The 21,662-nt window shown below is 47.0% G+C and carries 24 protein-coding genes; 11 read left to right on the top strand and 13 right to left on the bottom strand.

All coding sequences use genetic code 11. From position 1 onward, the window contains the following. Positions 1 to 61 precede the first annotated feature (61 nt). Positions 62 to 361, top strand: a complete 300-nt coding sequence (locus tag ACLVWU_RS10815; protein ID WP_413574710.1) for a hypothetical protein — start codon at positions 62 to 64, stop codon at positions 359 to 361. 62 nt (positions 362 to 423) lie between these two features. Here ACLVWU_RS10815 and ACLVWU_RS10810 read toward each other — a convergent pair whose 3' ends face one another. The 3 genes from ACLVWU_RS10810 to ACLVWU_RS10800 form a co-directional block, all read right to left on the bottom strand. Beyond that, on the bottom strand, positions 424 to 1,452 hold the full coding sequence (locus tag ACLVWU_RS10810) for a hemolysin family protein (protein WP_413574709.1): 1,029 nt from the start codon (positions 1,450 to 1,452) through the stop codon (positions 424 to 426). A gap of 141 nt (positions 1,453 to 1,593) precedes the next feature. Next, positions 1,594 to 2,031, bottom strand: coding sequence for a response regulator (locus ACLVWU_RS10805; protein WP_413574708.1), 438 nt, complete (start codon positions 2,029 to 2,031; stop codon positions 1,594 to 1,596). A gap of 171 nt (positions 2,032 to 2,202) precedes the next feature. Beyond that, the gene (locus ACLVWU_RS10800) at positions 2,203 to 3,786 is read right to left on the bottom strand and encodes an Rnase Y domain-containing protein (protein ID WP_413574707.1); all 1,584 of its coding nucleotides are present in this window, start codon (positions 3,784 to 3,786) and stop codon (positions 2,203 to 2,205) included. A 107-nt stretch (positions 3,787 to 3,893) separates the two neighbouring features. Here ACLVWU_RS10800 and ACLVWU_RS10795 point away from each other — a divergent pair, with 107 nt between their 5' ends. The 7 genes from ACLVWU_RS10795 to ACLVWU_RS10765 all read left to right on the top strand — a co-directional run bounded on the left by ACLVWU_RS10795 (position 3,894) and on the right by ACLVWU_RS10765 (position 7,537). Beyond that, positions 3,894 to 4,367, top strand: a complete 474-nt coding sequence (locus ACLVWU_RS10795) for an OsmC family protein (RefSeq protein WP_413574706.1) — start codon at positions 3,894 to 3,896, stop codon at positions 4,365 to 4,367. Then, the gene (gene arfB, locus ACLVWU_RS10790) at positions 4,364 to 4,771 is read left to right on the top strand and encodes an alternative ribosome rescue aminoacyl-tRNA hydrolase ArfB (RefSeq protein WP_413574705.1); all 408 of its coding nucleotides are present in this window, start codon (positions 4,364 to 4,366) and stop codon (positions 4,769 to 4,771) included. Before ACLVWU_RS10795 ends, arfB begins: the two co-directional genes overlap by 4 nt. A 65-nt stretch (positions 4,772 to 4,836) precedes the next feature. Continuing rightward, on the top strand, positions 4,837 to 5,229 hold the full coding sequence (locus tag ACLVWU_RS10785; protein ID WP_413574704.1) for a hypothetical protein: 393 nt from the start codon (positions 4,837 to 4,839) through the stop codon (positions 5,227 to 5,229). 15 nt (positions 5,230 to 5,244) lie between these two features. Next, a complete protein-coding gene (locus ACLVWU_RS10780; RefSeq protein WP_413574703.1) occupies positions 5,245 to 6,057 on the top strand; it encodes a sulfite exporter TauE/SafE family protein in 813 nt (270 codons plus the stop codon). Beyond that, entirely contained in the window at positions 6,057 to 6,443 is a 387-nt protein-coding gene (locus ACLVWU_RS10775) for a DUF1634 domain-containing protein (RefSeq protein ID WP_413574702.1), read from the top strand. The genes ACLVWU_RS10780 and ACLVWU_RS10775 overlap by 1 nt, the downstream gene beginning before the upstream one ends. A gap of 239 nt (positions 6,444 to 6,682) precedes the next feature. Then, on the top strand, positions 6,683 to 7,165 hold the full coding sequence (locus ACLVWU_RS10770; protein WP_413574701.1) for a DUF4442 domain-containing protein: 483 nt from the start codon (positions 6,683 to 6,685) through the stop codon (positions 7,163 to 7,165). 21 nt (positions 7,166 to 7,186) lie between these two features. Continuing rightward, complete coding sequence (locus tag ACLVWU_RS10765; RefSeq protein WP_413574700.1) at positions 7,187 to 7,537, top strand: hypothetical protein; 351 nt, start codon at positions 7,187 to 7,189, stop codon at positions 7,535 to 7,537. Position 7,538: 1 nt separating this feature from the next. Here the strand turns inward: ACLVWU_RS10765 and ACLVWU_RS10760 are convergent, their stop codons facing one another. The 4 genes from ACLVWU_RS10760 to ACLVWU_RS10745 all read right to left on the bottom strand — a co-directional run bounded on the left by ACLVWU_RS10760 (position 7,539) and on the right by ACLVWU_RS10745 (position 11,039). Beyond that, positions 7,539 to 7,901: a transposase gene (locus ACLVWU_RS10760; RefSeq protein WP_413574699.1), complete on the bottom strand. Its 363-nt coding sequence runs from the start codon at positions 7,899 to 7,901 to the stop codon at positions 7,539 to 7,541. A gap of 260 nt (positions 7,902 to 8,161) precedes the next feature. Continuing rightward, positions 8,162 to 9,160, bottom strand: a complete 999-nt coding sequence (locus ACLVWU_RS10755) for an NAD(P)H-dependent flavin oxidoreductase (RefSeq protein WP_413574698.1) — start codon at positions 9,158 to 9,160, stop codon at positions 8,162 to 8,164. Next, the gene (locus ACLVWU_RS10750) at positions 9,153 to 10,346 is read right to left on the bottom strand and encodes a voltage-gated chloride channel family protein (RefSeq protein ID WP_413574697.1); all 1,194 of its coding nucleotides are present in this window, start codon (positions 10,344 to 10,346) and stop codon (positions 9,153 to 9,155) included. The genes ACLVWU_RS10755 and ACLVWU_RS10750 overlap by 8 nt, the downstream gene beginning before the upstream one ends. Before the next feature lie 66 nt (positions 10,347 to 10,412). Next, positions 10,413 to 11,039, bottom strand: coding sequence for a TetR/AcrR family transcriptional regulator (locus ACLVWU_RS10745; protein WP_413574696.1), 627 nt, complete (start codon positions 11,037 to 11,039; stop codon positions 10,413 to 10,415). A gap of 495 nt (positions 11,040 to 11,534) precedes the next feature. Here ACLVWU_RS10745 and ACLVWU_RS10740 point away from each other — a divergent pair, with 495 nt between their 5' ends. Continuing rightward, complete coding sequence (locus ACLVWU_RS10740) at positions 11,535 to 12,026, top strand: response regulator transcription factor (protein WP_413574695.1); 492 nt, start codon at positions 11,535 to 11,537, stop codon at positions 12,024 to 12,026. Here ACLVWU_RS10740 and ACLVWU_RS10735 read toward each other — a convergent pair. Both ACLVWU_RS10735 and ACLVWU_RS10730 read right to left on the bottom strand, forming a co-directional pair. Continuing rightward, positions 12,023 to 12,994 (bottom strand): universal stress protein, encoded by a 972-nt coding sequence (locus ACLVWU_RS10735; protein WP_413574694.1) that lies wholly within the window; start codon positions 12,992 to 12,994, stop codon positions 12,023 to 12,025. The two genes, ACLVWU_RS10740 and ACLVWU_RS10735, sit on opposite strands and share 4 nt — an antisense overlap. Before the next feature lie 132 nt (positions 12,995 to 13,126). After that, the gene (locus ACLVWU_RS10730; RefSeq protein WP_413574693.1) at positions 13,127 to 14,653 is read right to left on the bottom strand and encodes an MFS transporter; all 1,527 of its coding nucleotides are present in this window, start codon (positions 14,651 to 14,653) and stop codon (positions 13,127 to 13,129) included. 539 nt (positions 14,654 to 15,192) lie between these two features. Here ACLVWU_RS10730 and ACLVWU_RS10725 point away from each other — a divergent pair. Next, positions 15,193 to 16,809 carry a fumarate hydratase gene (locus ACLVWU_RS10725; protein ID WP_413574692.1) on the top strand — a complete coding sequence of 539 codons (1,617 nt, stop codon included), beginning with the start codon at positions 15,193 to 15,195 and terminating at the stop codon, positions 16,807 to 16,809. 58 nt (positions 16,810 to 16,867) lie between these two features. Here the strand turns inward: ACLVWU_RS10725 and ACLVWU_RS10720 are convergent, their stop codons facing one another. The 3 genes from ACLVWU_RS10720 to ACLVWU_RS10710 form a co-directional block, all read right to left on the bottom strand. Beyond that, positions 16,868 to 17,947: an AI-2E family transporter gene (locus ACLVWU_RS10720; protein WP_413574691.1), complete on the bottom strand. Its 1,080-nt coding sequence runs from the start codon at positions 17,945 to 17,947 to the stop codon at positions 16,868 to 16,870. Positions 17,948 to 18,053: 106 nt separating this feature from the next. Continuing rightward, positions 18,054 to 18,728 carry a PilZ domain-containing protein gene (locus ACLVWU_RS10715; RefSeq protein ID WP_413574690.1) on the bottom strand — a complete coding sequence of 225 codons (675 nt, stop codon included), beginning with the start codon at positions 18,726 to 18,728 and terminating at the stop codon, positions 18,054 to 18,056. Between the two features lie 186 nt (positions 18,729 to 18,914). Continuing rightward, complete coding sequence (locus ACLVWU_RS10710; RefSeq protein ID WP_413574689.1) at positions 18,915 to 20,201, bottom strand: Hsp70 family protein; 1,287 nt, start codon at positions 20,199 to 20,201, stop codon at positions 18,915 to 18,917. A gap of 61 nt (positions 20,202 to 20,262) precedes the next feature. On the opposite strand from ACLVWU_RS10710, the gene ACLVWU_RS10705 reads away from it, so the two are divergent. Next, positions 20,263 to 20,742: a hypothetical protein gene (locus tag ACLVWU_RS10705; RefSeq protein ID WP_413574688.1), complete on the top strand. Its 480-nt coding sequence runs from the start codon at positions 20,263 to 20,265 to the stop codon at positions 20,740 to 20,742. A 2-nt stretch (positions 20,743 to 20,744) separates the two neighbouring features. On the opposite strand, the gene ACLVWU_RS10700 is transcribed toward ACLVWU_RS10705, so the two are convergent. Beyond that, on the bottom strand, positions 20,745 to 21,629 hold the full coding sequence (locus tag ACLVWU_RS10700) for a 3'-5' exonuclease (RefSeq protein ID WP_413574687.1): 885 nt from the start codon (positions 21,627 to 21,629) through the stop codon (positions 20,745 to 20,747). Positions 21,630 to 21,662 lie beyond the last annotated feature (33 nt).

Genomic DNA, 21,662 nt, shown 5'->3' with positions numbered 1-21,662 from the left:
GGTAGACGTGCAGGTGTTTGAAATGAACACAAATATTAAAACAATAACACAGGAGAAATCCATGAAATCTATCGTCACACTTGCAGCTGTCCTTACAATGACCACTTCCGCATTTGCAGCGGGTTCAAAAGTGGAAGACATTGCGAAAAAACTTAAAAACGAAGACACAAGAACTGTGATTAAGGTTGTTGAGTCGAATGGATATCCATGCTTACCAGAGGGCAAGTCCTACATCGTAGATCTTCAAGTAAAGCAAGCTGCTTATGATCGTTTGAATAACGTTATGATCTATAACTGGGTAACAGTTAAAACTATCGGAGTTTCTCTTGATGGCAGCGTAATGGAAGTTTGCGGAGAGTAATTTTTCAGAGGACGGATGCGGGAATCATTGTTCAAAATTGCAACAATGATTCCAGATCTACTCTAATTGGGACGGCGGCGGGATTTTGATGCCAAAAGTTTCTTCACGAAACCATCATCGTCTTCGTCGAAGATGTCGCCAATAATCTCTTCAAAGATGTTTTCCATAGTGACCAGTCCGACGATGTTGGCGCGTTCATAGATGATGGCCATATGGGACTTTTGTGTCTGCATCTGCATAAGAATTCTAAATAACGGCTCAAAGGCCTTGAACTTCAAAACAGGGCGAATCAGCGTCTGCCAATCCAGATTTTTGTATTTACGTGCCGTGAAAAACTCTTTTGAATTGATCAAGCCGACAATTTCCCCGTCGTGCATTACGGGGATGCGCGTATGACCGGAATTGACGATGATCGTTTCTACGTCTTCAATCGCATCGTCTTTTCTAACGAAGACCACCTCTTCCCAGGGAACCATAATATCCCGGGCCAGCATCTTATCCGCACTGACTAGATTCATGACATACTGTTTGGTATGGTGGGGAAGATCCTCGATCTCAATTTCGTGATCGGTGGCTCCGTGGGTTTGGTGATGGCCAAATACTTTCAGGATCAGGTGAGTGGATTTTTCCAGAATGTACACAAACAGGGATAAAAACTTTTCGCTGATCGCCAGTCCTCGGGCACTCCACAATGCGATGCTCAGCGAGTTTCTTAGCGCCAATGTTTTTGGAACCAGTTCGCCAACTACAACACTTAGGTAAGTTAGTGGCAAAACTACAGAGGCAATCGCGATCGCATCGGCTGTGTTCGGGGAAACTTTGAACAAGTCGATGTAAAGCGGGGAGAGAGCTTCTTCCGCACCAGCACCACCCACGGCTGCAGCAATGGCGCCGACCACGGTGATACCAATTTGAATGACGGAAAGTGTGCGCTCGGGATTGGCTTTAAGTTTTAGAAGGATTCGCGCACGACTGTCTTTGCTGGCGATTTTTTGCAGCTGCACTTTGCGTACAGTCACAAAAGCCATTTCAGCTCCGGAAAGGAGCATATTCACAAAGAGACAAAGAAGGACAACAATCAGCTCAGCCATTCAAACCTCCCAGTTGGAAAGTTGAAGTGCAAATAATCAGGGTCATGGGTAAGGGATCAGGATTCATAGAAAAACAATTTAACAAATAAAGAACTCGATTTAAAGGCTAAATCGAGTTCTGATTGTTGGATTTATGTCAGTTTAAATGGATCGGAGTATGAAGTTGAATGAGCGCATCATAGAGCTAAAAGCCTGACGCTTGTTGATAAACCCTAAATACGAAAAGTTTCTAACCAAAGGTAAATCCAGTTCTTCTTCACTATGACCTGTGTAAATCACCACCGGAATGGTTTTCTTGATCTTATTGACTTTCTTTTCTGTCAATAGGCGGTCCATTAGCAAAAGTGTGTCGCGGCCGCCCATTTGTGGCATCTGCCAATCCAGCACCACAAGGTCGTAGGGTTTGCTTGCAAGGAGTGGAATCGCGTCTTGCCCGTCAAACGCCATCGTGACGTCGCATTTATAGTGATCCAAAATGTGTGACATCAATTTCACAGAATCCAAGCTGTCATCGATAACCAGCACACGAGGTATCCGTTGCTTTTCTAATGAGGTTGAGGACGTGGTATCTAGCACCATAGATATCTCCCTGTCTAAATCTTACTTTCCCCATTTGAACCGATGTAAAACCGAGAATCTTCTAAAAGTGGGTGTCTGACGGGATCTTAATAAAAAGGCTGTCGAAATACAGAAAGAGCTCTGATTGCGACAGCCTAAAGGCTGAGAGAATGTGAATGAAATGCCGAGTTATTACGCAAGTTCTTTGCGTGTTTGTTCGGAAACGACAGTCTCACGAACAACAACAACTTTGATTTGTCCTGGGTAGTTACACTCTTCTTCGATACGTGCTGCGATTTTTTTAGACAAATCCAAAGCGTGCATATCGTCGATTTTTTTGCCGTTCACAAGAACGCGACACTCGCGACCACCACTTAGGACAAAGCAGTCTGTAACGCCGGGGAAGCTGCGAGCGATGTCTTGTAATTCAGAAACTTTCTGATTGTAAGACTCAATCGTCGAGCGACGTGCACCAGGGCGAGCCCCTGAAACTGCATCGGCAGCGATGACCAGGAATGCATGATCCGTGGAGGGTTGTTCGTCAAAGTGATGGGCTTTAACCGCATGAACGATGTCTGGTGCCTCGCCACGAGCGGCGATAAAGTCAGCGCCAATCACGGCATGTCCACCTTCTTGCACGTGGTCCATGGATTTACCGATATCGTGAAGCATGCCCACGCGGCGTGCTTTTTTGATATCAATCCCAAGCTCTGCTGCCATAAGGCCCGCAAGCCAGCCAACCTCACCGCAGTGGAAGTACTGATTCTGAGTGAACGAATAGCGATAGCGCAAAGATCCCATCATCTGGCGAACTTCGGCATTCAGACCTTCAAGCTTAAGCTCTTTCGCCAATGCATCGCCATCGTGTTTGATGTTTTTGAAAAGCTCTTTCTTCTGGTTTTCAGCAATTTTCTTGATGAAGTCAGGGGTAATGCTTTTCTTTTCTTTGAAAATTCTTTCCAGAGTTCTGCGAGTCAATTCGCGGCGAACAGGATCGAAGCCGGCAACGCCGACCATTTCCATGCCCTCTTCCACGATGATATCGCAACCACAGCTGTCCTGAACCGCTTTGATATTAGCTCCGGCCGCATCCACAAACAGTTTGCGAGCATGCGCATCCGGGAAATTCACAGCACCAATTCCACGCTCAGCGCAGTAAGGACGGGCAAAGCGATCAATAACCAGTGCCAGAATTTTCTTAGCTCTGGTTTCGGCATGCTCTTTAACGTCTTCTTCGTGTTCCTGGGCCAGGCGAGCCGCACGGCGTGTGGCTTCCTCTTCCATTTTGATTTTCAATTCAGTTTTGAAATCTTCCGCCGAAGTTCCCAGTTTTGCTGTGAGTTTTTGTACGAACTCACCATTCAAAACTTTTTGCTGATCTTTGATTTTACCAAGTTCAGCTTCCTGACCTTTCAAAACCTGTTCCTGGGCTTTGACGTCAGTTTCACGTTCCTGAAGTTTCTTTTTTTCTTCCTGAACGATGGAATCAGCTTTGGCTTTCTTTTCGTTTGCGACCTCTTGCAAATCTTCAATGCGACCTTCGGACTTGAGCATGTCAGGTTCCACTTTGGTCCACATTTCCATTTCGATTTCTTGAATGCGCTCTTTTTGCTCAAGCTCTTTCAGCTCGATCGCTTCCTTCGCTTCATCAACGATTTCCTGGGCTTCTTCACGAGCCAGTCGAAGGGTGCGTGCGACATTCAATTTGTGCAAGGCCCAACCCAAAACGCCACCGGCGATAATTCCAACGAGGGCTGTAGCAATCAATGCAGTCATAAATACTCCTAAGCCTATAAGTTTACTGCCCATATTGAAATAACGCAAATTCTCCGAGGGTTTACTTCGTGTGTTATTCGGTCTACACTTTGCGCAGGGAGGCAATTATGAGCCAAATCGAAACGAAAACACGTTGGTCCGGTGGTCTGGGATTCGAGGCCGAGTCACGTGGCTTGAAATTCATGATGGATGCCAAGGCAGAGGCCGGAGGCAAGAATCTGGGCCCGACTCCCAAAGAAGTTTTGTTGGCTTCGATCTGTGCCTGTTCTGGGATGGACGTGGTTTCCATTCTGCAGAAAATGCGTCTGGATCTGCAATCCTGTGATGTAGATGCACAAACTGAAACCACCGACACTCATCCCGCTATTTTTACGCTGGTTCGTGCTCAATATTTCATCAAAGGTTCCAACATTAAGCCCGAGCAAGCTATCAAGGCCGTCACCTTGTCGATGACGAAGTACTGTGGAGTCACGGCGATGGTTTGCCCGACATCACCGGTGCAATTCGAGGTGTTCCTTAATGGTGAAAAGATCCATGACGGTAAGGCTGATTTTACCGTGAAAGAAGAATCCGCCAAATGATTATTGATGTTACGCAGTTTTATCATGAATTTGATTTTACCTATGCCCGCTCCCGCGGGCCGGGTGGTCAGAATGTGAATCGCACCAATTCGGCGGCGATTTTGCGATGGAATTTGCGTGACACCCAGATGTTACCTGAAAATTTAAAAGAGCGGTTGCTGGCAAAGCTTGCAACGCAATTAACGGATGACGGCGACATTCTTATTCGCAGTGAAGAGTTTCGTGATCAGGATCAAAACCGTTCCGCCTGTCTTAAAAAATTGCAGGCGCTGGTGCAAAAAGCTCTGTTTGTTCCCAAAAAACGTATTGCGACTAAACCTTCGCGCAGCTCTGTGCGTAAACGTCTCGACACCAAGAAAAGGCACTCCGAGGTCAAAGCCGGTCGCAAGAAAGTTTCAAACTAATTCTGTGCAGCTCGGCACGGTCCTTTTTGTTGACCTTGTTTAAAAAGAACCGATAATTCATTCATATGGCAGCAGTAGGCAGAATTTTAAAAACGATATTGGCTCTGGTTCTTCTTCTTGGAATTGCATGGATCGTGCTTGCAAATTGGAGCGTGATCTTTTCCAAAACCGTTATCGGTGAAGTAGTTAACGTTGAACGCGTTGAGCTTCCAGTGGCATTGATTGCCCGATCCGGTGGCGAGCTGAATGAAAAAGTCTTTTCATTCGCCATCAGCATCAAAGACACTAAAACTGGTGAAATGTTCGCAGCCACTTCTGAAGATCGCCAGTGGGCGATCGTTCAAAAAGGACAATGTGCAGAGGCAGTGTATCTGCCATACCCTCCGTGGGAGCTGAAAAAACGCGGCACTTACTTCGGGGCGCGCCTGGTTCGTTTGTCCGAATGTGCTCCAAAATAAAGTTCTAGGATTTTTATGCATGAGATACTTCTTCTTGTAACAGCAATCGGCGCCGGGTTCTTAGGGGCCCTGCTGGGATTGGGAGGAGGTATCATCATAGTACCTGTTCTTACTCTCGTTTATCACATCGATATTCGCTATGCGATTGCTGCCAGTTTAATTTCAATTGTCGCAACATCATCCGGAGCCGCAGCCAGCTACCTGAAGGATTCATTGACGAATTTACGTCTGGCCGTTTTTTTGGAAATCGGAACGGTCAGTGGAGCCATCGTTGGGTTTCTGATTTCCTCTTATGTTAAAGCGCAGTTTCTATTTTTGCTGTTCGGAACATTTCTGCTATTCTCTGCATTGATGATGCTAAGAAAGCGTCACGAGCATTATTCCGGAACTAATCATCCCTGGGCAGATAAACTAAAATTACACGGTGGATTTCCTGAAGGCGATCAATGGAAGACCTATAAGGTCGAAAAAGTTCCATTGGGTTTGTTCGCGATGTTTGGAGCGGGTGTACTGTCTGCGCTACTTGGAATCGGCAGTGGCATTTTTAAGGTTCTGGCGATGGACGGGGCAATGAAATTGCCAATCAAGGTTTCCTCGGCCACTTCAAATTTTATGATTGGTGTAACAGCCGCAGCCAGTGCCGGGGCTTTTCTGTTGAAAGGCGATGTGCGGCCTGAGATCGCAGCACCTGTTGCTGTAGGTATTATTATTGGATCTATGGCCGGTGCTAAAGCCATGGTCAGAATGCCAGCGGCAATCATTCGCAAAATTTTCGTGGTCGTCTTGTCGATCGTTTCTGTGCAAATGATCATGAAAGGATTGAAGTAATGCAGGCGCAATCGCAGCAGGATCAAGTCCTTCATGATTTGGAACTAAGAATCAGCAAAATGCTTCGCAGCGGGGTTTACGTAGCCGGAATGCTGATGACCATTGGTTGGTTGTGGGGCTGGATTAAAAACGGCGACACACTTTCAAGTTTCTCTCGCTATGAATCCAAATCACTGTATGAAACCGTGAATTGGGCGGTAATCACTCACGATCAGCCGTTGATCATAGGCTATGCGGGCTTGGCAGTGCTGGTATCCTTGCCGATCATTCGCGTATTCCTGACCGGTGTTCTGTTTATAAAGCAAAAAGACTACATTCTGGCCGTGATGGCCTTTGCGGTGTTCATCTGCTTGATCGCATCTTTTTTTCTGGGAATTGAACTGTAGAAATAGGAAACCCCCGGTTGCAAAAGTTCTTCCTTTGTTGAACTTGAATCGGGGGTCTATGGGATCAGCCGGTTTAGAATAAGCAGTTCAGAGGGAATGAGAACTTGGGATCAGTGACTTATTCAAAGAGGCTGTCCGTCTAAGTATATTGAACACCCGTAGCGGTAAATTGTCAAAATAGTCGGGAGTCAGTTGAAAGTGCTGGCCCTTCTCTGGGCTCGAGTCTTAAGATAAAGGGCATGAATACAAAAATTTTCAAATTCAATGCGTTCCTGGCGGTCTACGGTCTTCTTAAAATCCCTCTATTGGTTTTCATCGGCCCGAAAGTGGTCGAGATGACAGACAAAAAGTTTGTGATCAAAATCCCATTGGGCTATCGCACAAAGAATCACTTAAACTCGATGTACTTCGGTGCCTTGGGTGTTGGCGCAGAACTTTCCATCGCAGCACCAGCCGTGCAAATTATTGCCGAGAGCAAGCAAAAGATTGATTTCATTTTCAAAGACTTCACCGCGCAATACGGAAAACGTGCCGACGGTGATGTGCACTTCATCTGTGACGAAGTGGAGTCTGTGGTGGCCTTGATCAACGAGGCAAAAACCAACCCGGCCCGCATCGAAAGAAAAATGAAGGGATACGCAATTGTACCAAGCAAAAGCGACGAACCCGTCATGACTTACGAGCTGACTCTGTCGGTAAGAAATCGTTCTTTAAAAGCGTAAACGTTACAGGAGGGGAGGCCCATGGTAGTTCAAATTCTAATTGCTTTGGGTATCGGTCTTGTCGCGGGACTTTTGGATATCCTCCCCATGCTTAAGGACGCGAAAACCAAACCACCAGTTTATCGTTATTCCATCGGCTCAGTTTTTGCGACCTGGATTTTACTTGGACTGGTGATTCCGTTTATCTCTTGGGGTCTGCAACCGTGGCTTAAAGGCTTTATCGTCGGCTTCGGAGGAATGGTGCCAACCATGATCCACGCTTATGCCCGAGTTCAAAGCTTCCCTATCGCCTTGCGCATCCTAGTTCACGGCGGCGTCCTCGGCACTTTGGTAGGTGTTGCTGCCGACGTTCTTTTTAAACTAGCCGCCTAGTTCACTCCCAAAGCTCCCGCAACTGTTCCTTACTTAGTCCACGAAGCCGTGTTTTCGAATAAGGCCGTCCCAGCATCTCACATTCATTTAATTGAATATAATTCCGCACCGTCAGATAAGGACGATACCCCTTAATAACCCGAGTAAACGGCCGATACTTCCAAATTTTCTGCCCCTCATGCCGCTTATCGAAGGTATCGGTCAACCTCTGCACAAACTGCCCCGCCAACACCTTAAAGAAACTTTGCAAGTTCGATCTTTTTCCACCCCGAATCAGCAGATGAATGTGATCATGCTGAATGGAAAACTGCTCCACCTTCACGAAAAACTTAAACGAATACTTCTTAAGTAGCGAGTTCAACACGGAAAAACTTCGCGCACCACGCAGACCGCCTTTAACCGTGCCGCGATTGATTTTAAATACAAGATGAATGGGATCACGATCTGCTGAATTGGGGAGGGCGTTTTACGAATCGAAAATCGGACGTTGTTTGTGATGCGGGTTTAAAGGGCTGTGGGAAGATATTGGGAGGGCGTTTTTTTGGATTTATTGAGTCTGCGAGTGCTCGGCCTCGGGGTTTTAAACAAGAGACCGACTTGCTTTTTCTTCGTATCGAGCGTGGATTACTCCACGCCGAATTGGTTTAATTTTTTCACGCTGGCTTCGTATTCGGAGATTAGTTTTGCGTAGATCTCACGCACCGTTAGAATCTCTTCAACCAAGCCCACGGATTGTCCCGCAGTCCAAACGGTTTTCCATGTCGGTTTCACCGCCGCTTCTTCCAGGGACTTCATACCCATCAAGTGAATCAACGGGACCATATACTTTTTGGTCAACTTGTGATCCTTCAAAACTTTCATCGCCCAAGGTAAGTCCGTACCTAATTTTTGCACATACGGTGTGTTGATGACAGCAGCAGGTGTGCCCGAAACTCGCGTGGTCATGACGATGTCTTCAGGAGTGGATTTAATGATAGCATCTTTATAGGCTTGGTCGACGTTGGCTTCGCGGCTGGCGATGAAGCGTGTGCCGACGCTAACGCCGTCAGCGCCCAAGGCAAGGCAGGCTGCGATCATCGAGCCGTGAGAGATGCCTCCGGCCGCGACAATTGGAATTTGCAGGCGAGTTTTAAGCCAAGGAATTAAAACTAACGGAGAGATCGGTCCTGCGTGGCCACCAGCTCCGGCCCCTACAGCGATCACACCGTCAGCTCCCAGATCCTGACACTTCAATGCGTGTTCCAGATTGGTGACGTCACAAAAAACTTTGGCGCCATTTTTGTGGGCTTCTTCAATTACTTTTTTGGGATTACCCAATGAAGTGATAAACAAATTCACGCCGTGATCCAAAGCGACCTTAAGATCTTCGTTTTGGCGCGTGTTGGATTTATTCACGATGATGTTAATACCAATCGGCTTTTTGGTTTTTTCGCGCATTTCCTTTAAGGCCGCTGCGTAATTTTCCAAAGGACGATAGTTCAATGCCGGGAATGTCCCGATACCACCAGCCTCACTGGCCTGGGAAACAATGTCAGCGTTACTAACCAAAAACATTGGTGCTGCGATAATCGGATAGTCGATGCCCATAAGTTCAGTAAAAGGTGTTTTGATTTTTTTAAGCATTTTTTGCTACCTCAGTATGATGTGAGTGGTAAATTCCTTTAGAGCCGGAAGACAGAAAGCTGACAACGCAAGCGACGGCACAAAACACGGCGCCTTGATTTCCAAATAATTCGATCGCCATAACTGTACAGGCCAGCGGAGTCATAGCAGCGCCCGCAAACACCGCAACAAATCCCATTCCGCTTAACAGAGAAAGCGGCAACGGCAATATCCAGGCAAGAGCATTTCCCAGTGTGGCGCCAATGAAAAACAACGGTGTTACTTCGCCGCCTTTAAAGCCCGACCCCAAAGTGACTGCTGTGAATAATATTTTTAAGACAAAGTCATAGGGCGCCACGTGCTGTTGAAAGCTTTCCACGATCACGGGAATGCCCAAGCCCAAATAGCGATCGGTCTGCATCAGGGCAGCCAGTACAACCACCAGAATACCACCCACAAAAGTTCGCACCAACGGATTGGCAATACCATTTTTAAAAAGACGAATCACATGGTGCAGACTTTTCGTAAAGAATCGCGCACAAAGTCCGAAGGCTACTCCCGCCAGTATCGCAGAGCCGACATTGATCATGCTCATCGCAGGCACTTCAGAAATTTTATAAACCGTGTGATGGATGCCCCACAATGTGCATACGCGATCAGCGATGATCGCCGCAGCAAAGCAGGGGAGAACAGCAGCCGAGCGAATTTTTCTAAGAGTAAGGACCTCAAGACCAAACACCGCACCCGCTATGGGTGTCCCAAAGACTGAAGCAAACCCTGCCGAGATCCCTGCCATCAGAAGAAGTTTTCGTTCGGCACTATCAAATTTAAACACCCGAGTCAGTTGATCAGCCAATGAAGCACCCATTTGCACGGCGGTGCCTTCGCGCCCTGCAGATCCACCAAACAAGTGAGTCGTAAGCGTCCCAAACAAAACCAACGGTGCCATTCGCAAAGGAACAGTTTGTTTCGGGCTGTGAATTTCATCCAGAATCAGAATGTTACCGGCTTCGGTGCCCTTACCATGACGGTGATAAAGCCACGCAATCAAAATACCAGCAACAGGAAGCAGGAATAAGAGCCAGGGATTTTCTGTTCGAGTGCGGGTCACGTAGTCCAGGGCGGCGAGGAAGCCCGCAGATGCGGTGCCGGCCAGCAGACCAATGACGATAGAGATGGCGGACCATCGGAGCACAAACTTGAACAAAAAAATCCCCCTCGATACCTTTCAGCATACGAGGAGGATTTGGAAGGGCAAGAACTTTCTCTTGCTTTAAGTTTTCAAATAACGACTGATCAAAGTATACACTTCTTTTTTGATCTCGTTTTCCCGTTCCGGAGACTGTGGACCCAAAAGGCTCAACTGCAGGATGTTATTGAAGCTGCTCACGATGAACAGTGCAATCATCTCGCGATCGCGTCCTGGAATTTGCGGCATATGCACTAAGACGGCTTTTTGGTAGTGCTCAAAGAACACGCGGCGAGTTTCCCAGTAATCCAACATTCCCTGAACACCCTGAAGAGCTGTTCTTAAAGGACGGTTGTCGTGGAAACGAGCGAAACCAATATCAATGAACGCGTGGATTTTAGTATCCAGGTCGGTCGTTGTCAGTTTTGCCAGATTCTCTTCAATATATACCAAGTCTTTTTGCAAAAGATCATCGATCACAGCAGCGACGATGGCTTCTTTGTTGGCAAAGAATTGATAAAGGGAACCGATACTTACTCCCGCCATCTCAGCAATCTTATCCGTAGTGATTGCGTGATATGGTTCCTGCACTAAAAGTCTCGCACAGGATTCTACGATGCTTGCCACAGTTTCTTTAGAACGTTTTTGCACCGGAATTTTCAGCATATACTTTTTGTCCGGATTGTTGTGGCTGATTGGACTTGCACCCATGATTTCCTCCTTGTTGAGGTTTATTAACTAAGCTCAGGTTCATATTCGGTCATACTGGTTTGATATTCAATACTAGTTGGTTAAGTATCATTTAGCAGTACCTAGGATTTGCGGAGGGGTACATATGAGAAATTTTTCTGAACCATTGTCTTATTCTGAAACTAGCCCTAAAAGCTCTTTGTTTATTACTTGGTCGCAATAAAACCATCCAAAAACGGTCGTTTTACGAATTTTATACGGATAATTACATCAAAACTTATACAAAATTCCACGAATTTCCATGGGAATAAGTTAGGTGCCTTCTTACTTTTCTGTAATAAAGGATGTACGATGAAGTCACGTGCACAGTGAGAACATCCTGTTTCGTCATGCTGAGTCATTAAGCATATGCAGTCAGGCCTCACATTTGCTGAAATCTTTAAACTATGATCCTGGTCATTCGGCAAATTGAATTTTCGTAGGATAATAGGCTAAGCTCTGCAGGGAGGTAATTCCATGGGCGGAAATGTTAAACTGAGCGTTTGTGTTCGAAATGGCGGTAATGAAGTCTTGGAGCAAAATGATTTGTCCAAGTCGACATGCGGTGACCGTGTCGGTTCTGTTTGTCAGAACGCTGTTTGCGCGGATATGTGCAAACAGGTCGCAGAAATTTCGCCGCTACAAGAAGGTATGAACCTTTTTAAGAATCAACACATCGATGGGCATTACGTTGACGTTATGATGGTCAAGAACGGTGACAACATCACAACGATTCTTCATCCACTTTCCGAAAATGTGGATAAGACTGACAAACAGGCCGAGTTCCTGATCGGACGCGGATTGACTCCCAGTGAAGTTCGCATCATTCAGATGGTAATGAAGGGGCAAACCAATCAGCAAATCGCAGAGCAGCTTTTTATTTCCAAAGCGACTTTGAAAACGCATTTGAACAATGCCTATAAAAAACTGCCTGCGGGCATGCGCCCTCAATCTGGACGTGTCAGCTAGGGTGCTGGCGTGTCCATGAAGCGATCTTCGGGACGGTCATAAAAGTGTCTGGTGATGACATAGACCGGGCAGGAGGCTTTACGAACCACGTTGCGCGTGAAGCTTCCTAAAATCGCCGAACTCATCGGCCCGCTCTGGGCCTCCATCACAATCAATCCGGCATTCATCTGCGAAGCAGCCTCAAGGATTGCTTCATCCACCGACTTATAAGAGCTGTCGATCTGATACTGAGCCGTGACGCCCTCGTTATGAGCCCAGGTCACCCAGTGATGGGCACGTTGTGATTGATGTTCAATCTGTTGCTCGACGATTTGTTCGAGTGTCAGCATCTTGCCTTTGAAATTATAAATCTTTGGACGGGTGTCCATTTCAAAAAGACTTTCAATAGGGCGGGCGATGCAGTGGAAAAGTGTTACTTCGGCATTCAGCGATTTTGCCAAATTTAGCACCTGACGAAAGTTTTCTTTTGAGTGATCTCCAAACTCTGTCGGAAACAGAATATTTGTGATCGGCTTGGCAGTGGCATGCGCGCCCACCACCATCACCGGCACGTCGGACTCCATGAGCAGGCTTTCTGCGAAACTTCCCAGTAAAAATCTTTGAAATCCCTGACGCCCGTGATTTCCGACCACGATCATTTCGGCCTTGATGCGATCTGCAAAATGAGTCAGGGTCTCGGCAGCTCCGGCATGGGATTGGGAGGCGTGTGGAATGACCTTGGGTTCCAGCAGGAAAGGCAGGTGATAGTCCTCCAGCACCTCTTTAAACAACGCCTCCGCTGTTCTGGAGTGATCTGTGACCCAAGTCGGTACTTCGTAGCTTGGCAGAACGATTTCATTTTCTCGCAGCAGATAGACGGGCAAGATATCGGCTCCGGTGCGTTCGTGCAGGCGAGTCAGATAGGTGGCCATTTTAAGATTCAGTTCTTTGTTGTCTTCAAAGGCATCCATGGCCCAGATAATCGTCATACCGTCCTCCTGCAGATGAATTTCGCGCGCTTACCACTATTGCGCACGAAACCCCCTGTCGACGGCAAGACCAGCCCTGATCACATTGTAAGGATACAAAAAAGGCCCACCAGAGGTGAGCCTTTAAAGCTTTTAGTTTGTTGCTGGATCGCCAGCACCGATGGTCGTGCCCTGTTCTTTGGCAGCTTCCTGCTCTTTTTTCAGGATGTACTTTTTTGTCGCTTCTGGAAGTTCATTCCACATACGAAGTGAAAGGAACAAGCCCATGAAAGCGAATGGCAATAGGAACAACGGCCAGTAGTGCCAGCTTTTCACTGACAGGTAACCGATTGCAAGGGATTGAATACCTGAACCCAAGTATACGCAACCATCCACGATACCAGAAGCTGTGGCAGTCATTTTCTTACCACCGAAGTCAGCGGCAGCAGTTCCAGACATAAGGGAGTGAACCCCGATAACTGCAAGAGTGATCAATACGGCAGCACCACCCACGATGTTTGGTTCTTTCGTCAGGAAGATGGACATAACGATCAAAAGCACGATCATCAACGCGTTGTTGATCGCTGCTGGAGGACCACGACGTGATTGGAAGACGCGGTCTGAAAGCATACCCGCCATGAAGCCACCGATGATGCCCGTCAGGCACAGTAGCAAGCCCCAGTTTTTGATGAAGAATTGAGAAGCGTTATAGAAGTTCTCGTCCACACCTTTCATTTCGTGGGCGAAAACCAGATACCACTGCATGATGCCGTTACGAAGAACGCCGGAAGTGAAATCCACCAAAGCGATCGTGTACATGATCGGGCTGGAGAATACTTTTTTAAGAACCACTTTCATCGTGATCTTAAGATTTTCGTCGTCATCGGAAGAAGCGTCCGCGGTATCGAAATCACCAAAGTTGGCTTCTTTTGGAGAGTCCTTCAATAGAATCATGTCAATCAATGCCCAGCAGATCAAAAGGAATGCTGGGATTGTGAACACCAACCAAGTGGCATTGGTCATGCCCGTGTCGATCGCAAAGATGTGCTGAATGAATTTTTGGAAAGCCGTCATCTGGCCTTCGATGTGAAGCTTGGAAGCCTCAACGATTGCCTGACCCCAGTCGAATGCGAAGTACACACCGAAGGAAATCAACGTACCAAAGATCGCGCCGAAAACACCGCGCTCACGAACGTGGAACCAATAAGCTTTTACTTTGATGATGGAGACTGCACCGTAAGACTGGAAGAACATATTCATCGCAAACAGGATGGAGAATGCTACAACCATGTTTGTTTTCAAACGACCCATCAAATAAAGGTAAGTCGCGCCACCCATTAGTAAGTTCATCAGTGAGGAACCCAGGGTCGCAATGATGATTCCTTTTTTACCGCCGATTTTATCGACGATCGGACCATTGATAAGGAAAGAAAGACCGTAAGTGATTGTACCTGCGGCAAAGATGATACCGAATTGTTCTTTGGTCATCATGTCGCCCAGGGCATTTTTGGAAACGTTCAGGTTGTAACGTCCCATATAGAGGAAGGCATAAGACATGCCCAGAGGGAACCAGTTGATAAAGCGACGGATCATAAACTTGCGCGAATGACCCAACGGATTGTTGCTGAAGTAAAGGATGATTACCGCAGCAAGACACAGTCCCACTAGAAACAAAGCCATGAAAGCCTCCAAAATTTTATTTGCGGGGTGAACGTAAGCGATAAAAAAGGAATTTGCAATCGGGGGAGTGCGCTTATTCGCTTCACAATCTTTAGGATTTGGTCAATTTCACTCTCAGATGGCTATAAATTCAGCGCATCACGACATTGGTAGTCGGCCTTCTATTCACATTTGGAATATATTCTGCACATTTTACATCGACAGTAGAGCAATTATCCCTCTGCGAGCGCCAATTAAACCGCGAAAGGGGTGTTTTTCATCCATAAGCAAATCTTATGGGAAGGACAAATATTATCGTTTTGTGCTTATAGGTCCAGGTTGATAAGTTGGGTATCAGAAGGAGACAACAAGTTTGATTCTCCTCCCTCGGAAGGTCCTTGGACCCCTCTCGAACGCAGAGAGCCCCGGTCCCACATATTTGCCGCTTTCGCGGCGTTCGAAGTCCCACCAAAAAATCCCACCTTAAAAAGCCCTCCGAGGGGTTGCGCGCGTACGCATCAAACCTTGCCGGAGTGCGCGGTTATGCTATTCTCAGTTGCATGTCATTTAAGTACTTTCCCCTCTATGAAAAGCAAAAAGATACAACTCAATATCGCAAGATTTCCTCAGATCACGTCAGCGTTCAAAAAATCGGTGACCGTGAGGTTCTGGTTGTTGCACCTGAAGCATTGGAATTGATTTCCCAGGAGGCATTGAGCGATGTGTCGCACTTGTTGCGCTCCGCCCATCTGCAAAAGCTGGAAAACATCCTTCAGGATCCGGAATCTTCTGCGAACGATCGCTTCGTTGCGGTGGATCTTTTGAAAAATGCCATTATCGCTGCACAAATGGAGTTCCCATCCTGCCAGGACACGGGAACCGCCATTGTTGTCGGAAAAAAAGGGGAGTCTGTATTCACTGGATTCGATGACAAAGAGTATTTGTCCAAAGGGGTCTATAATACTTACCAAAAACGCAACCTGCGTTTTTCCCAAATGGCGCCTGTTTCCTTTTTTGAAGAAAAAAACACTGGCACCAACTTACCTGCACAGATTGATATCTATTCTGAAAAAGGCGACGAGTATCATTTCTTGTTCCTGGCTAAGGGCGGTGGTTCTGCCAATAAATCTTATTTGCATCAAAAAACCAAAGCGGTTTTGAATCCGGAAGGGTTTGAGAAGTTTGTGAAGGAAGTTTTGGTGTCTTTGGGGACTGCCGCATGTCCTCCGTACCATTTGGCATTTTGTGTGGGCGGAACTTCGGCTGAAGAAACTTTGAAAATTGTTAAGTATGCTTCTGCAGGTTACCTGGATGGTTTACCAACAACTGGTTCTGAAGGCGGACGTGCCTTCCGTGATCTTGAAATGGAAAAACAAGTTGAAAAGTGGGCGCGTGAATCCGGTATCGGCGCGCAGTTCGGCGGAAAATATTTCGTGCATGATGTGCGCGTGATCCGTCTGCCTCGTCACGGTGCGAGCTGTCCGATTGGTGTGGGCGTGAGCTGTTCCGCAGATCGTAACATCCGCGGTAAAATCACTCGCGAGGGTATTTTCCTAGAGCAATTGGAACTTCACCCAGAGCAGTATCTGCCAAATCATCTGCAAGACACAGCTGCGGAAGCGATCAGCATTGATTTGAATCAGCCGATTGAAGAGACATTAAAAATTCTTTCTTCCTTGAAGGTCGCAACTCGCGTGATGTTAAACGGTCCGATGATTGTGGCGCGCGATATTGCGCACTCAAAGCTTAAAGAAAAAGTTGATCGCGGTGAAGGTGTGCCAGATTACTTTAAGCAGTTCGCGGTTTACTACGCGGGTCCTGCGAAAACTCCAAAAGGTTATGCTTCCGGTTCTTTCGGTCCAACAACGTCAGAGCGTATGGATCCTTATGTGGATACATTCCAAAGCCTGCGTGGTTCGATGATCATGCTAGGTAAGGGCAACCGCTCGCAGCAAGTGACTGACGCTTGTAAAAAGCACGGTGGCTTCTACCTGGGCTCCATCGGTGGTCCTGCCGCGCGTTTGGGTAAAGAATGTATCACGAAAGTGGAAGTACTGGATTTCCCAGAACTGGGCATGGAATCCGTCTGGAAAATCGAAGTAAAAGATTTCCCAGCCTTCATCATCGTCGACGACAAAGGAAACGACTTCTTCAAGTCATTCCTAAGAAAAGTCTAACGGTCGCGGCAAAAGTGTGTCCGTACCTTTTGCGCACCTGCGTGAGCAGGTTCGGTTGTTAGGTGTCGTGAGTGAAGAAGGAGGAGCCGTTGTGTTTTAGGTGCTTTAATAGCAACGGGATTGCGCCGTAGGCGAGGTTCATGATGACCGGGCCGAATAGCAATCCCGGGATGCCGAACATGATGACGGCACCGATCACGCATGTAAAGCCGACCAGAGGATTGATTTTTTGATCACCCATATTGCCAGCCAAAATTGGTTTTAGGATGTTGTCGATTGTGCCAGCCAGGGTTGCGACGATGGCCATGCCGATCGCGGGACCGATGCGATCGCCGATGAAGGCCAGAATAGCCAGCAAGAAGCCCACAGGGGCGGCACCAATGATCGGAATGAACGAAACGACGAAAGTCACTGTGACCACAAGCCAGAAGTCGCCTTCGCCGAAGATCAAACCACCAATCCCGATTAAGAAGGCTTGAATCACACCGATTACGAACGTGGAAAACAACGTTACTGCGCAGGCTTCCTTGGCGATTTTGATCAAGTTTTCCGTCAGAGTGTCGTCGACCAGGCTGTAGCGAATGACAAATTCTTTGATGGGTGCCGCTTTAAGTAAGAGCGCATACAGAAACAAAACGAAAATAAAAAAATTAAACAGAATGCCTGGAAGTTGCGTGACCAGGGCTGAAGAAAACTCCAGGGCCCAGCTACCGACTTTTCCAAAGACAGAAGCAATCATTCCCTGTGCCGGCGTGACCAGATCGTATCCGGTCCACTGGGTGGCTTGTTTTAGAATGTTCAAACCGGAGGTCTGCAGGTTTTTTAACTGAGTCATGACTGGAGTCGCTGCAAATTCTTGAGGCGAAGCCAGGTGGACGCCGATGCGGTAAGTTGCCAGTGTCAAAGGTAACCATACCAGTGCCACCCCGATGATGGTAAGACCCGCAATCGTTAACCAGCGCGGTGCGCGGGACTTATTGCAAATTCGATTTACAAAGTTAATGAGGCCCATCGCAAAAATGCCAGCAAGGAGTAGTGGCAGTAGGAAGGGAAGGTTGATGTAGGTAAAAAGACCTGCCAACAGCAGAAGGATAATCCAGGTGATCAATTCGGATCGTTCTTTTAATGCTTCAATCATGGATTAGATTAAACTGCGTTTCCTTAAGGCATGCAAGAAAAGACACGCGGGAAGCAGTGCCAACGATCTGCTGCTCCCCGCATTAAAAACGTACATTAATTAAAATTTAAACTACGACAGAGGAAAGGAATTGCACGCCCAGCTCTTGGGTGTTGGTTTCTTTATTCCATTTGGCCCAGCGCACTTGACCCTCCAAAGAGACAAAGTCGCCCTCTTTGTTTTGATATGTCAAATTCACGAAGTCCTTGTGTTCGTAAAAAGGAGCCTGAATTTTCATACAGGAGCCGTGGGGCGAGAGATTTTCAAAGCTGCCACCCAGAATTGGTTGAAATCCTTTGTTTTGATTGCCCAATGGCAGTTTCGACGGACTGACCAGGCCTTTCGAGGTGGCGTGTTCGCGCCGATCCTGACGTGACTCCACATTTTTACCATCCAAATACTTGTGAATATTTCTGACGATGTTACCTTCCTCGGTTTTCCACATCACAACGAAATCATTGTCGGCTTTTAGGCGGATGCGCATAGTGCTGGATAATTCACTCACGATGAAAAAGATCTTTAAGTTGGCCGTGTTTTTTTGCAGGTGGCGGTAAAGCTCGTAATGGCGCACCTCCAAAAAGGGCAAATACGCGACGATGATTTTTTCGGACTCGGGATCAAGCTTCATCAGCTCGCGCAGATCGTAAGGATTTTCGACGATTTCAGTTTTTAAGGTTTTGTCTTTTTTAAATCCAGTTGGCAGTGCGTGGATACCGTTAATATAGATGAGTGCTTTCATCATCGAGCCCTCCCCAGAGCAGATTATTGAAGTGAAGTACAGTGAGTAACGTTCCGTACAATGAGACAAAGCAACTTAAGGGCCAGTGCCATTTGTAAAATAAGGGGAGTAGAAACGAAAAAGTTAGACAGCTGTCATGGTTTTAGATGACAGCCAGTGAAAGCTAACAGGTTGAATATGAGCTGAAAATTAAGTGACCTTTTGGCCGTTTGCCCAAAAGCTTGCCGATTCCACCAGGCCCGAAAGCACGGAGTGGAAGTGAGCTTGGGTTTGAAGCTTCGGTTTGCCAAAGCGGTTTTCCAGTTCAGACTGAATAAAAGGAACTTTGGCTGTTCCACCCGTGAGACAAACCAAGTCGACTTGTTCAGGGGAGATTTGGGCTGATTCCAGGCAGCGATCCAAGCCTTCAAAAATCTTCTGCCGTGTGTTCATCGCCCAGTCGATAAACTGTTTGGTGGTGAACTGTTCTGACAATTCAATGCCAGGGTAGTCGAAGCTGAATTCAGCGTGATCCGCGGCTGACAGGCCCCGCTTGGTTTTTTCAATGGCTTCAAAGAACGGGAAGATCTGCTGATCTTCCAATAGAATGAACAAACGCTCGATGCTTTCCTTGTCCATCGCGGTCAGGGAGCATTTTTTAACTTCACGGATAAACTCGTAAGTGTCGCGCTCTTTTAAATGCACGATGTGCGCGGGGTGATTCAGTTTTTGCGAAATCGCTGGAGGCATGGTTAAAACGTTACTGCTCATAGGCAGGCGATAACGGGATTTTGCGCCGAAGTGATCACTTAAGCGATGACTCATGAATACGGAATCCAAGGCGTCGCCCGCAAGAGGGCAACCATCAATAGCCAAGACGTCTTTGTTATCAAAACCTTCCGCGCGCAGGCGGATTAAAGTGAAATCCGAAGTACCACCACCAAAGTCACCAATCAGAACGATTTTTTCCTTGGTGATTTGCTTGCGGTAATCAAAGGCCGCTGCCAAAGGTTCCGGAACGAATTGAACTTCTTCAAACCCAGCAAGCTTTGCGGCTTTTTCCATACGGTGCAGGGCAAAGCCGTCAGCCACGGGGTCCATCGAATAGCGTGCGGGACGGCCGATGACCGCTTTGGTCACTGTGTGATTCAAATGTTTTTCAGCGCGCTTCTTAAGCTCTAACAAAAATATCCCCACCATGTTTTCCAAAGTCACGATGCGGTTTTCGATCACTGTGCCCAGGTAGCTTTGATTGGGAAGATGGGATTTGAAAGAGCGAAACAAACGTCCTTCCATGTCTTGTTCGATGTATTGCTCAATAGCCTCAGCACCGTAGTAACACAGATCGGGAGTTGGAAAGTAAAGCAGGGTGCGCATCAGTGTGGGATCTGCGGACTTAGGATCCAAAGGAAGGGCCCCGTGCACTTTACCTTGATGAAACGCTCCCACGAGGGAGTTGCTGGTTCCAAAATCAATGGCAAGAAACGAGTCAGACATATTGCAATCCTTCTTTAAATCAGTCACCCTAAAGGAGTCATTGTAGCATTGGAGTTGCAAAGTGGATAAGAAAAAACTGATTGAACATATTCGAGGCGAACTTGAAAAAGACCTGACGAATTTGACGGCAGTTGCCAAGGCCACTATCGAGGCGGTCACGCACGAGGAAAGCAAGCCCGAGAATGAATACGACACCCGCGGTCTGGAAGCGTCTTATCTGGCGCGCGGTCAGGCCAAACGTATCAGTGAAATCAAAGAATTATTGGTTATTTTAAAGCACGTTGCGGTTAAGGACTTCGGTCCTGAAGATAAGATCGCGGGCACAGCACTCATTGAAGTCGAGCACAAAGGTAAAAACAGTTTGCTGTTCATGATGACCCATGGGGGTGGCGTGAATGTAGACTTTGAAGGTAAACGCATTCAAATCGTCACACCCAGCAGTCCCTTGGGCGAAGCGCTTTTAGATTTGTACGAAGGTGACGTCGCCTTGGTTGAACAAGGCGAGCAGGTTCGCGAGTACGAAATTATCTCGGTAAAGTAAGTTTACTTAAAGTTATCCATCAAAGGAATATCACGCTGGATTCCATTGAAGGGGCCGCTATAGACGACGTCTTCAAGCCACGTGATTTCGTTCTTTACATCGTCTTTGAAAATCACTTTGGACCAAAAACGATTGGTATTATCCCAACCATAACCACGGGATTTCAAGTGCTCTTTGGATTCAAATGGCGCCGAGCTGGCAATCATATGAGTCATCATGCGTTTGGCGTTCGTGGTAAGCTCCATCAAGTAGGGTTTTTCACTTTGAGTTTCAGGAATGCTTAATAGATACAGCAAAGCATCCACATCGTTCAAAGCGCGATGGGAATCTGTGAAAAAACCGTGATAGATATTCAGCAATTCCAACTTTGGACTGTTAAATCCTTTTGAGTGCCAATCAACTTGCTTGAATGAACAGCCCCAGATTCTTTCTTTGGAGGTTTTGGATTTGCGATCAATGAACGGGCGGTCAAACTTGGCGTTGTGAGCAATTACAAGGCAGGATTCCGAGATCAATTGATCAACGTGGTTCCAATCAATTTTTTGCCCTGCCAGATCTTCATCCGTAATACCTGTCAAGGCCACGATTTCCGGGGATAGGGGACGGCCTGGATCCTGAAGTGCAGAGTAGGATTTTCCCAAGCGCAAAACTTCGCCGGTGTTTTTGTTGAAATCAAACTGGCGCAAACCAATTTCGATCACTTGATCTTCGTTTTGATTTAGTCCCGTGGTTTCCACATCCAGCACCATCGCGGTGCGAACCAGATCCTGATTGGTGTGCAACCAGTTTTCTGAAACGTACTCGGGCGTTTGCACAGGGCAGTCGATAAGTTTTTTCAGCGTAACTGTGTTGCCGTCTTGTGATTTGCCGATCCAACGAAATGCCATAGAAAATCCCCTGTTTAATTTCAGCAAGGATTA

The sequence above is a fragment of the Bdellovibrio sp. HCB290 genome (assembly GCF_047305925.1).
Taxonomy (GTDB): domain Bacteria; phylum Bdellovibrionota; class Bdellovibrionia; order Bdellovibrionales; family Bdellovibrionaceae; genus Bdellovibrio.
Note: the sequence above shows the minus strand (reverse complement) of the source record. Positions and strands in the feature narration are given on the sequence as shown.

What these genes read in the sequence shown, in the direction of transcription:
- ACLVWU_RS10815 (WP_413574710.1), top strand. Translation starts at nt 62, where the DNA reads ATGAAATCTATCGTCACACTTGCAGCTGTCCTTACAATGACCACTTCC.
- ACLVWU_RS10810 (WP_413574709.1), bottom strand. Translation starts at nt 1,452, where the DNA reads ATGGCTGAGCTGATTGTTGTCCTTCTTTGTCTCTTTGTGAATATGCTC.
- ACLVWU_RS10805 (WP_413574708.1), bottom strand. Translation starts at nt 2,031, where the DNA reads ATGGTGCTAGATACCACGTCCTCAACCTCATTAGAAAAGCAACGGATA.
- ACLVWU_RS10800 (WP_413574707.1), bottom strand. Translation starts at nt 3,786, where the DNA reads ATGACTGCATTGATTGCTACAGCCCTCGTTGGAATTATCGCCGGTGGC.
- ACLVWU_RS10795 (WP_413574706.1), top strand. Translation starts at nt 3,894, where the DNA reads ATGAGCCAAATCGAAACGAAAACACGTTGGTCCGGTGGTCTGGGATTC.
- arfB (WP_413574705.1), top strand. Translation starts at nt 4,364, where the DNA reads ATGATTATTGATGTTACGCAGTTTTATCATGAATTTGATTTTACCTAT.
- ACLVWU_RS10785 (WP_413574704.1), top strand. Translation starts at nt 4,837, where the DNA reads ATGGCAGCAGTAGGCAGAATTTTAAAAACGATATTGGCTCTGGTTCTT.
- ACLVWU_RS10780 (WP_413574703.1), top strand. Translation starts at nt 5,245, where the DNA reads ATGCATGAGATACTTCTTCTTGTAACAGCAATCGGCGCCGGGTTCTTA.
- ACLVWU_RS10775 (WP_413574702.1), top strand. Translation starts at nt 6,057, where the DNA reads ATGCAGGCGCAATCGCAGCAGGATCAAGTCCTTCATGATTTGGAACTA.
- ACLVWU_RS10770 (WP_413574701.1), top strand. Translation starts at nt 6,683, where the DNA reads ATGAATACAAAAATTTTCAAATTCAATGCGTTCCTGGCGGTCTACGGT.
- ACLVWU_RS10765 (WP_413574700.1), top strand. Translation starts at nt 7,187, where the DNA reads ATGGTAGTTCAAATTCTAATTGCTTTGGGTATCGGTCTTGTCGCGGGA.
- ACLVWU_RS10755 (WP_413574698.1), bottom strand. Translation starts at nt 9,160, where the DNA reads ATGCTTAAAAAAATCAAAACACCTTTTACTGAACTTATGGGCATCGAC.
- ACLVWU_RS10745 (WP_413574696.1), bottom strand. Translation starts at nt 11,039, where the DNA reads ATGGGTGCAAGTCCAATCAGCCACAACAATCCGGACAAAAAGTATATG.
- ACLVWU_RS10740 (WP_413574695.1), top strand. Translation starts at nt 11,535, where the DNA reads ATGGGCGGAAATGTTAAACTGAGCGTTTGTGTTCGAAATGGCGGTAAT.
- ACLVWU_RS10735 (WP_413574694.1), bottom strand. Translation starts at nt 12,994, where the DNA reads ATGACGATTATCTGGGCCATGGATGCCTTTGAAGACAACAAAGAACTG.
- ACLVWU_RS10730 (WP_413574693.1), bottom strand. Translation starts at nt 14,653, where the DNA reads ATGGCTTTGTTTCTAGTGGGACTGTGTCTTGCTGCGGTAATCATCCTT.
- ACLVWU_RS10725 (WP_413574692.1), top strand. Translation starts at nt 15,193, where the DNA reads ATGTCATTTAAGTACTTTCCCCTCTATGAAAAGCAAAAAGATACAACT.
- ACLVWU_RS10720 (WP_413574691.1), bottom strand. Translation starts at nt 17,947, where the DNA reads ATGATTGAAGCATTAAAAGAACGATCCGAATTGATCACCTGGATTATC.
- ACLVWU_RS10715 (WP_413574690.1), bottom strand. Translation starts at nt 18,728, where the DNA reads ATGATGAAAGCACTCATCTATATTAACGGTATCCACGCACTGCCAACT.
- ACLVWU_RS10710 (WP_413574689.1), bottom strand. Translation starts at nt 20,201, where the DNA reads ATGTCTGACTCGTTTCTTGCCATTGATTTTGGAACCAGCAACTCCCTC.
- ACLVWU_RS10700 (WP_413574687.1), bottom strand. Translation starts at nt 21,629, where the DNA reads ATGGCATTTCGTTGGATCGGCAAATCACAAGACGGCAACACAGTTACG.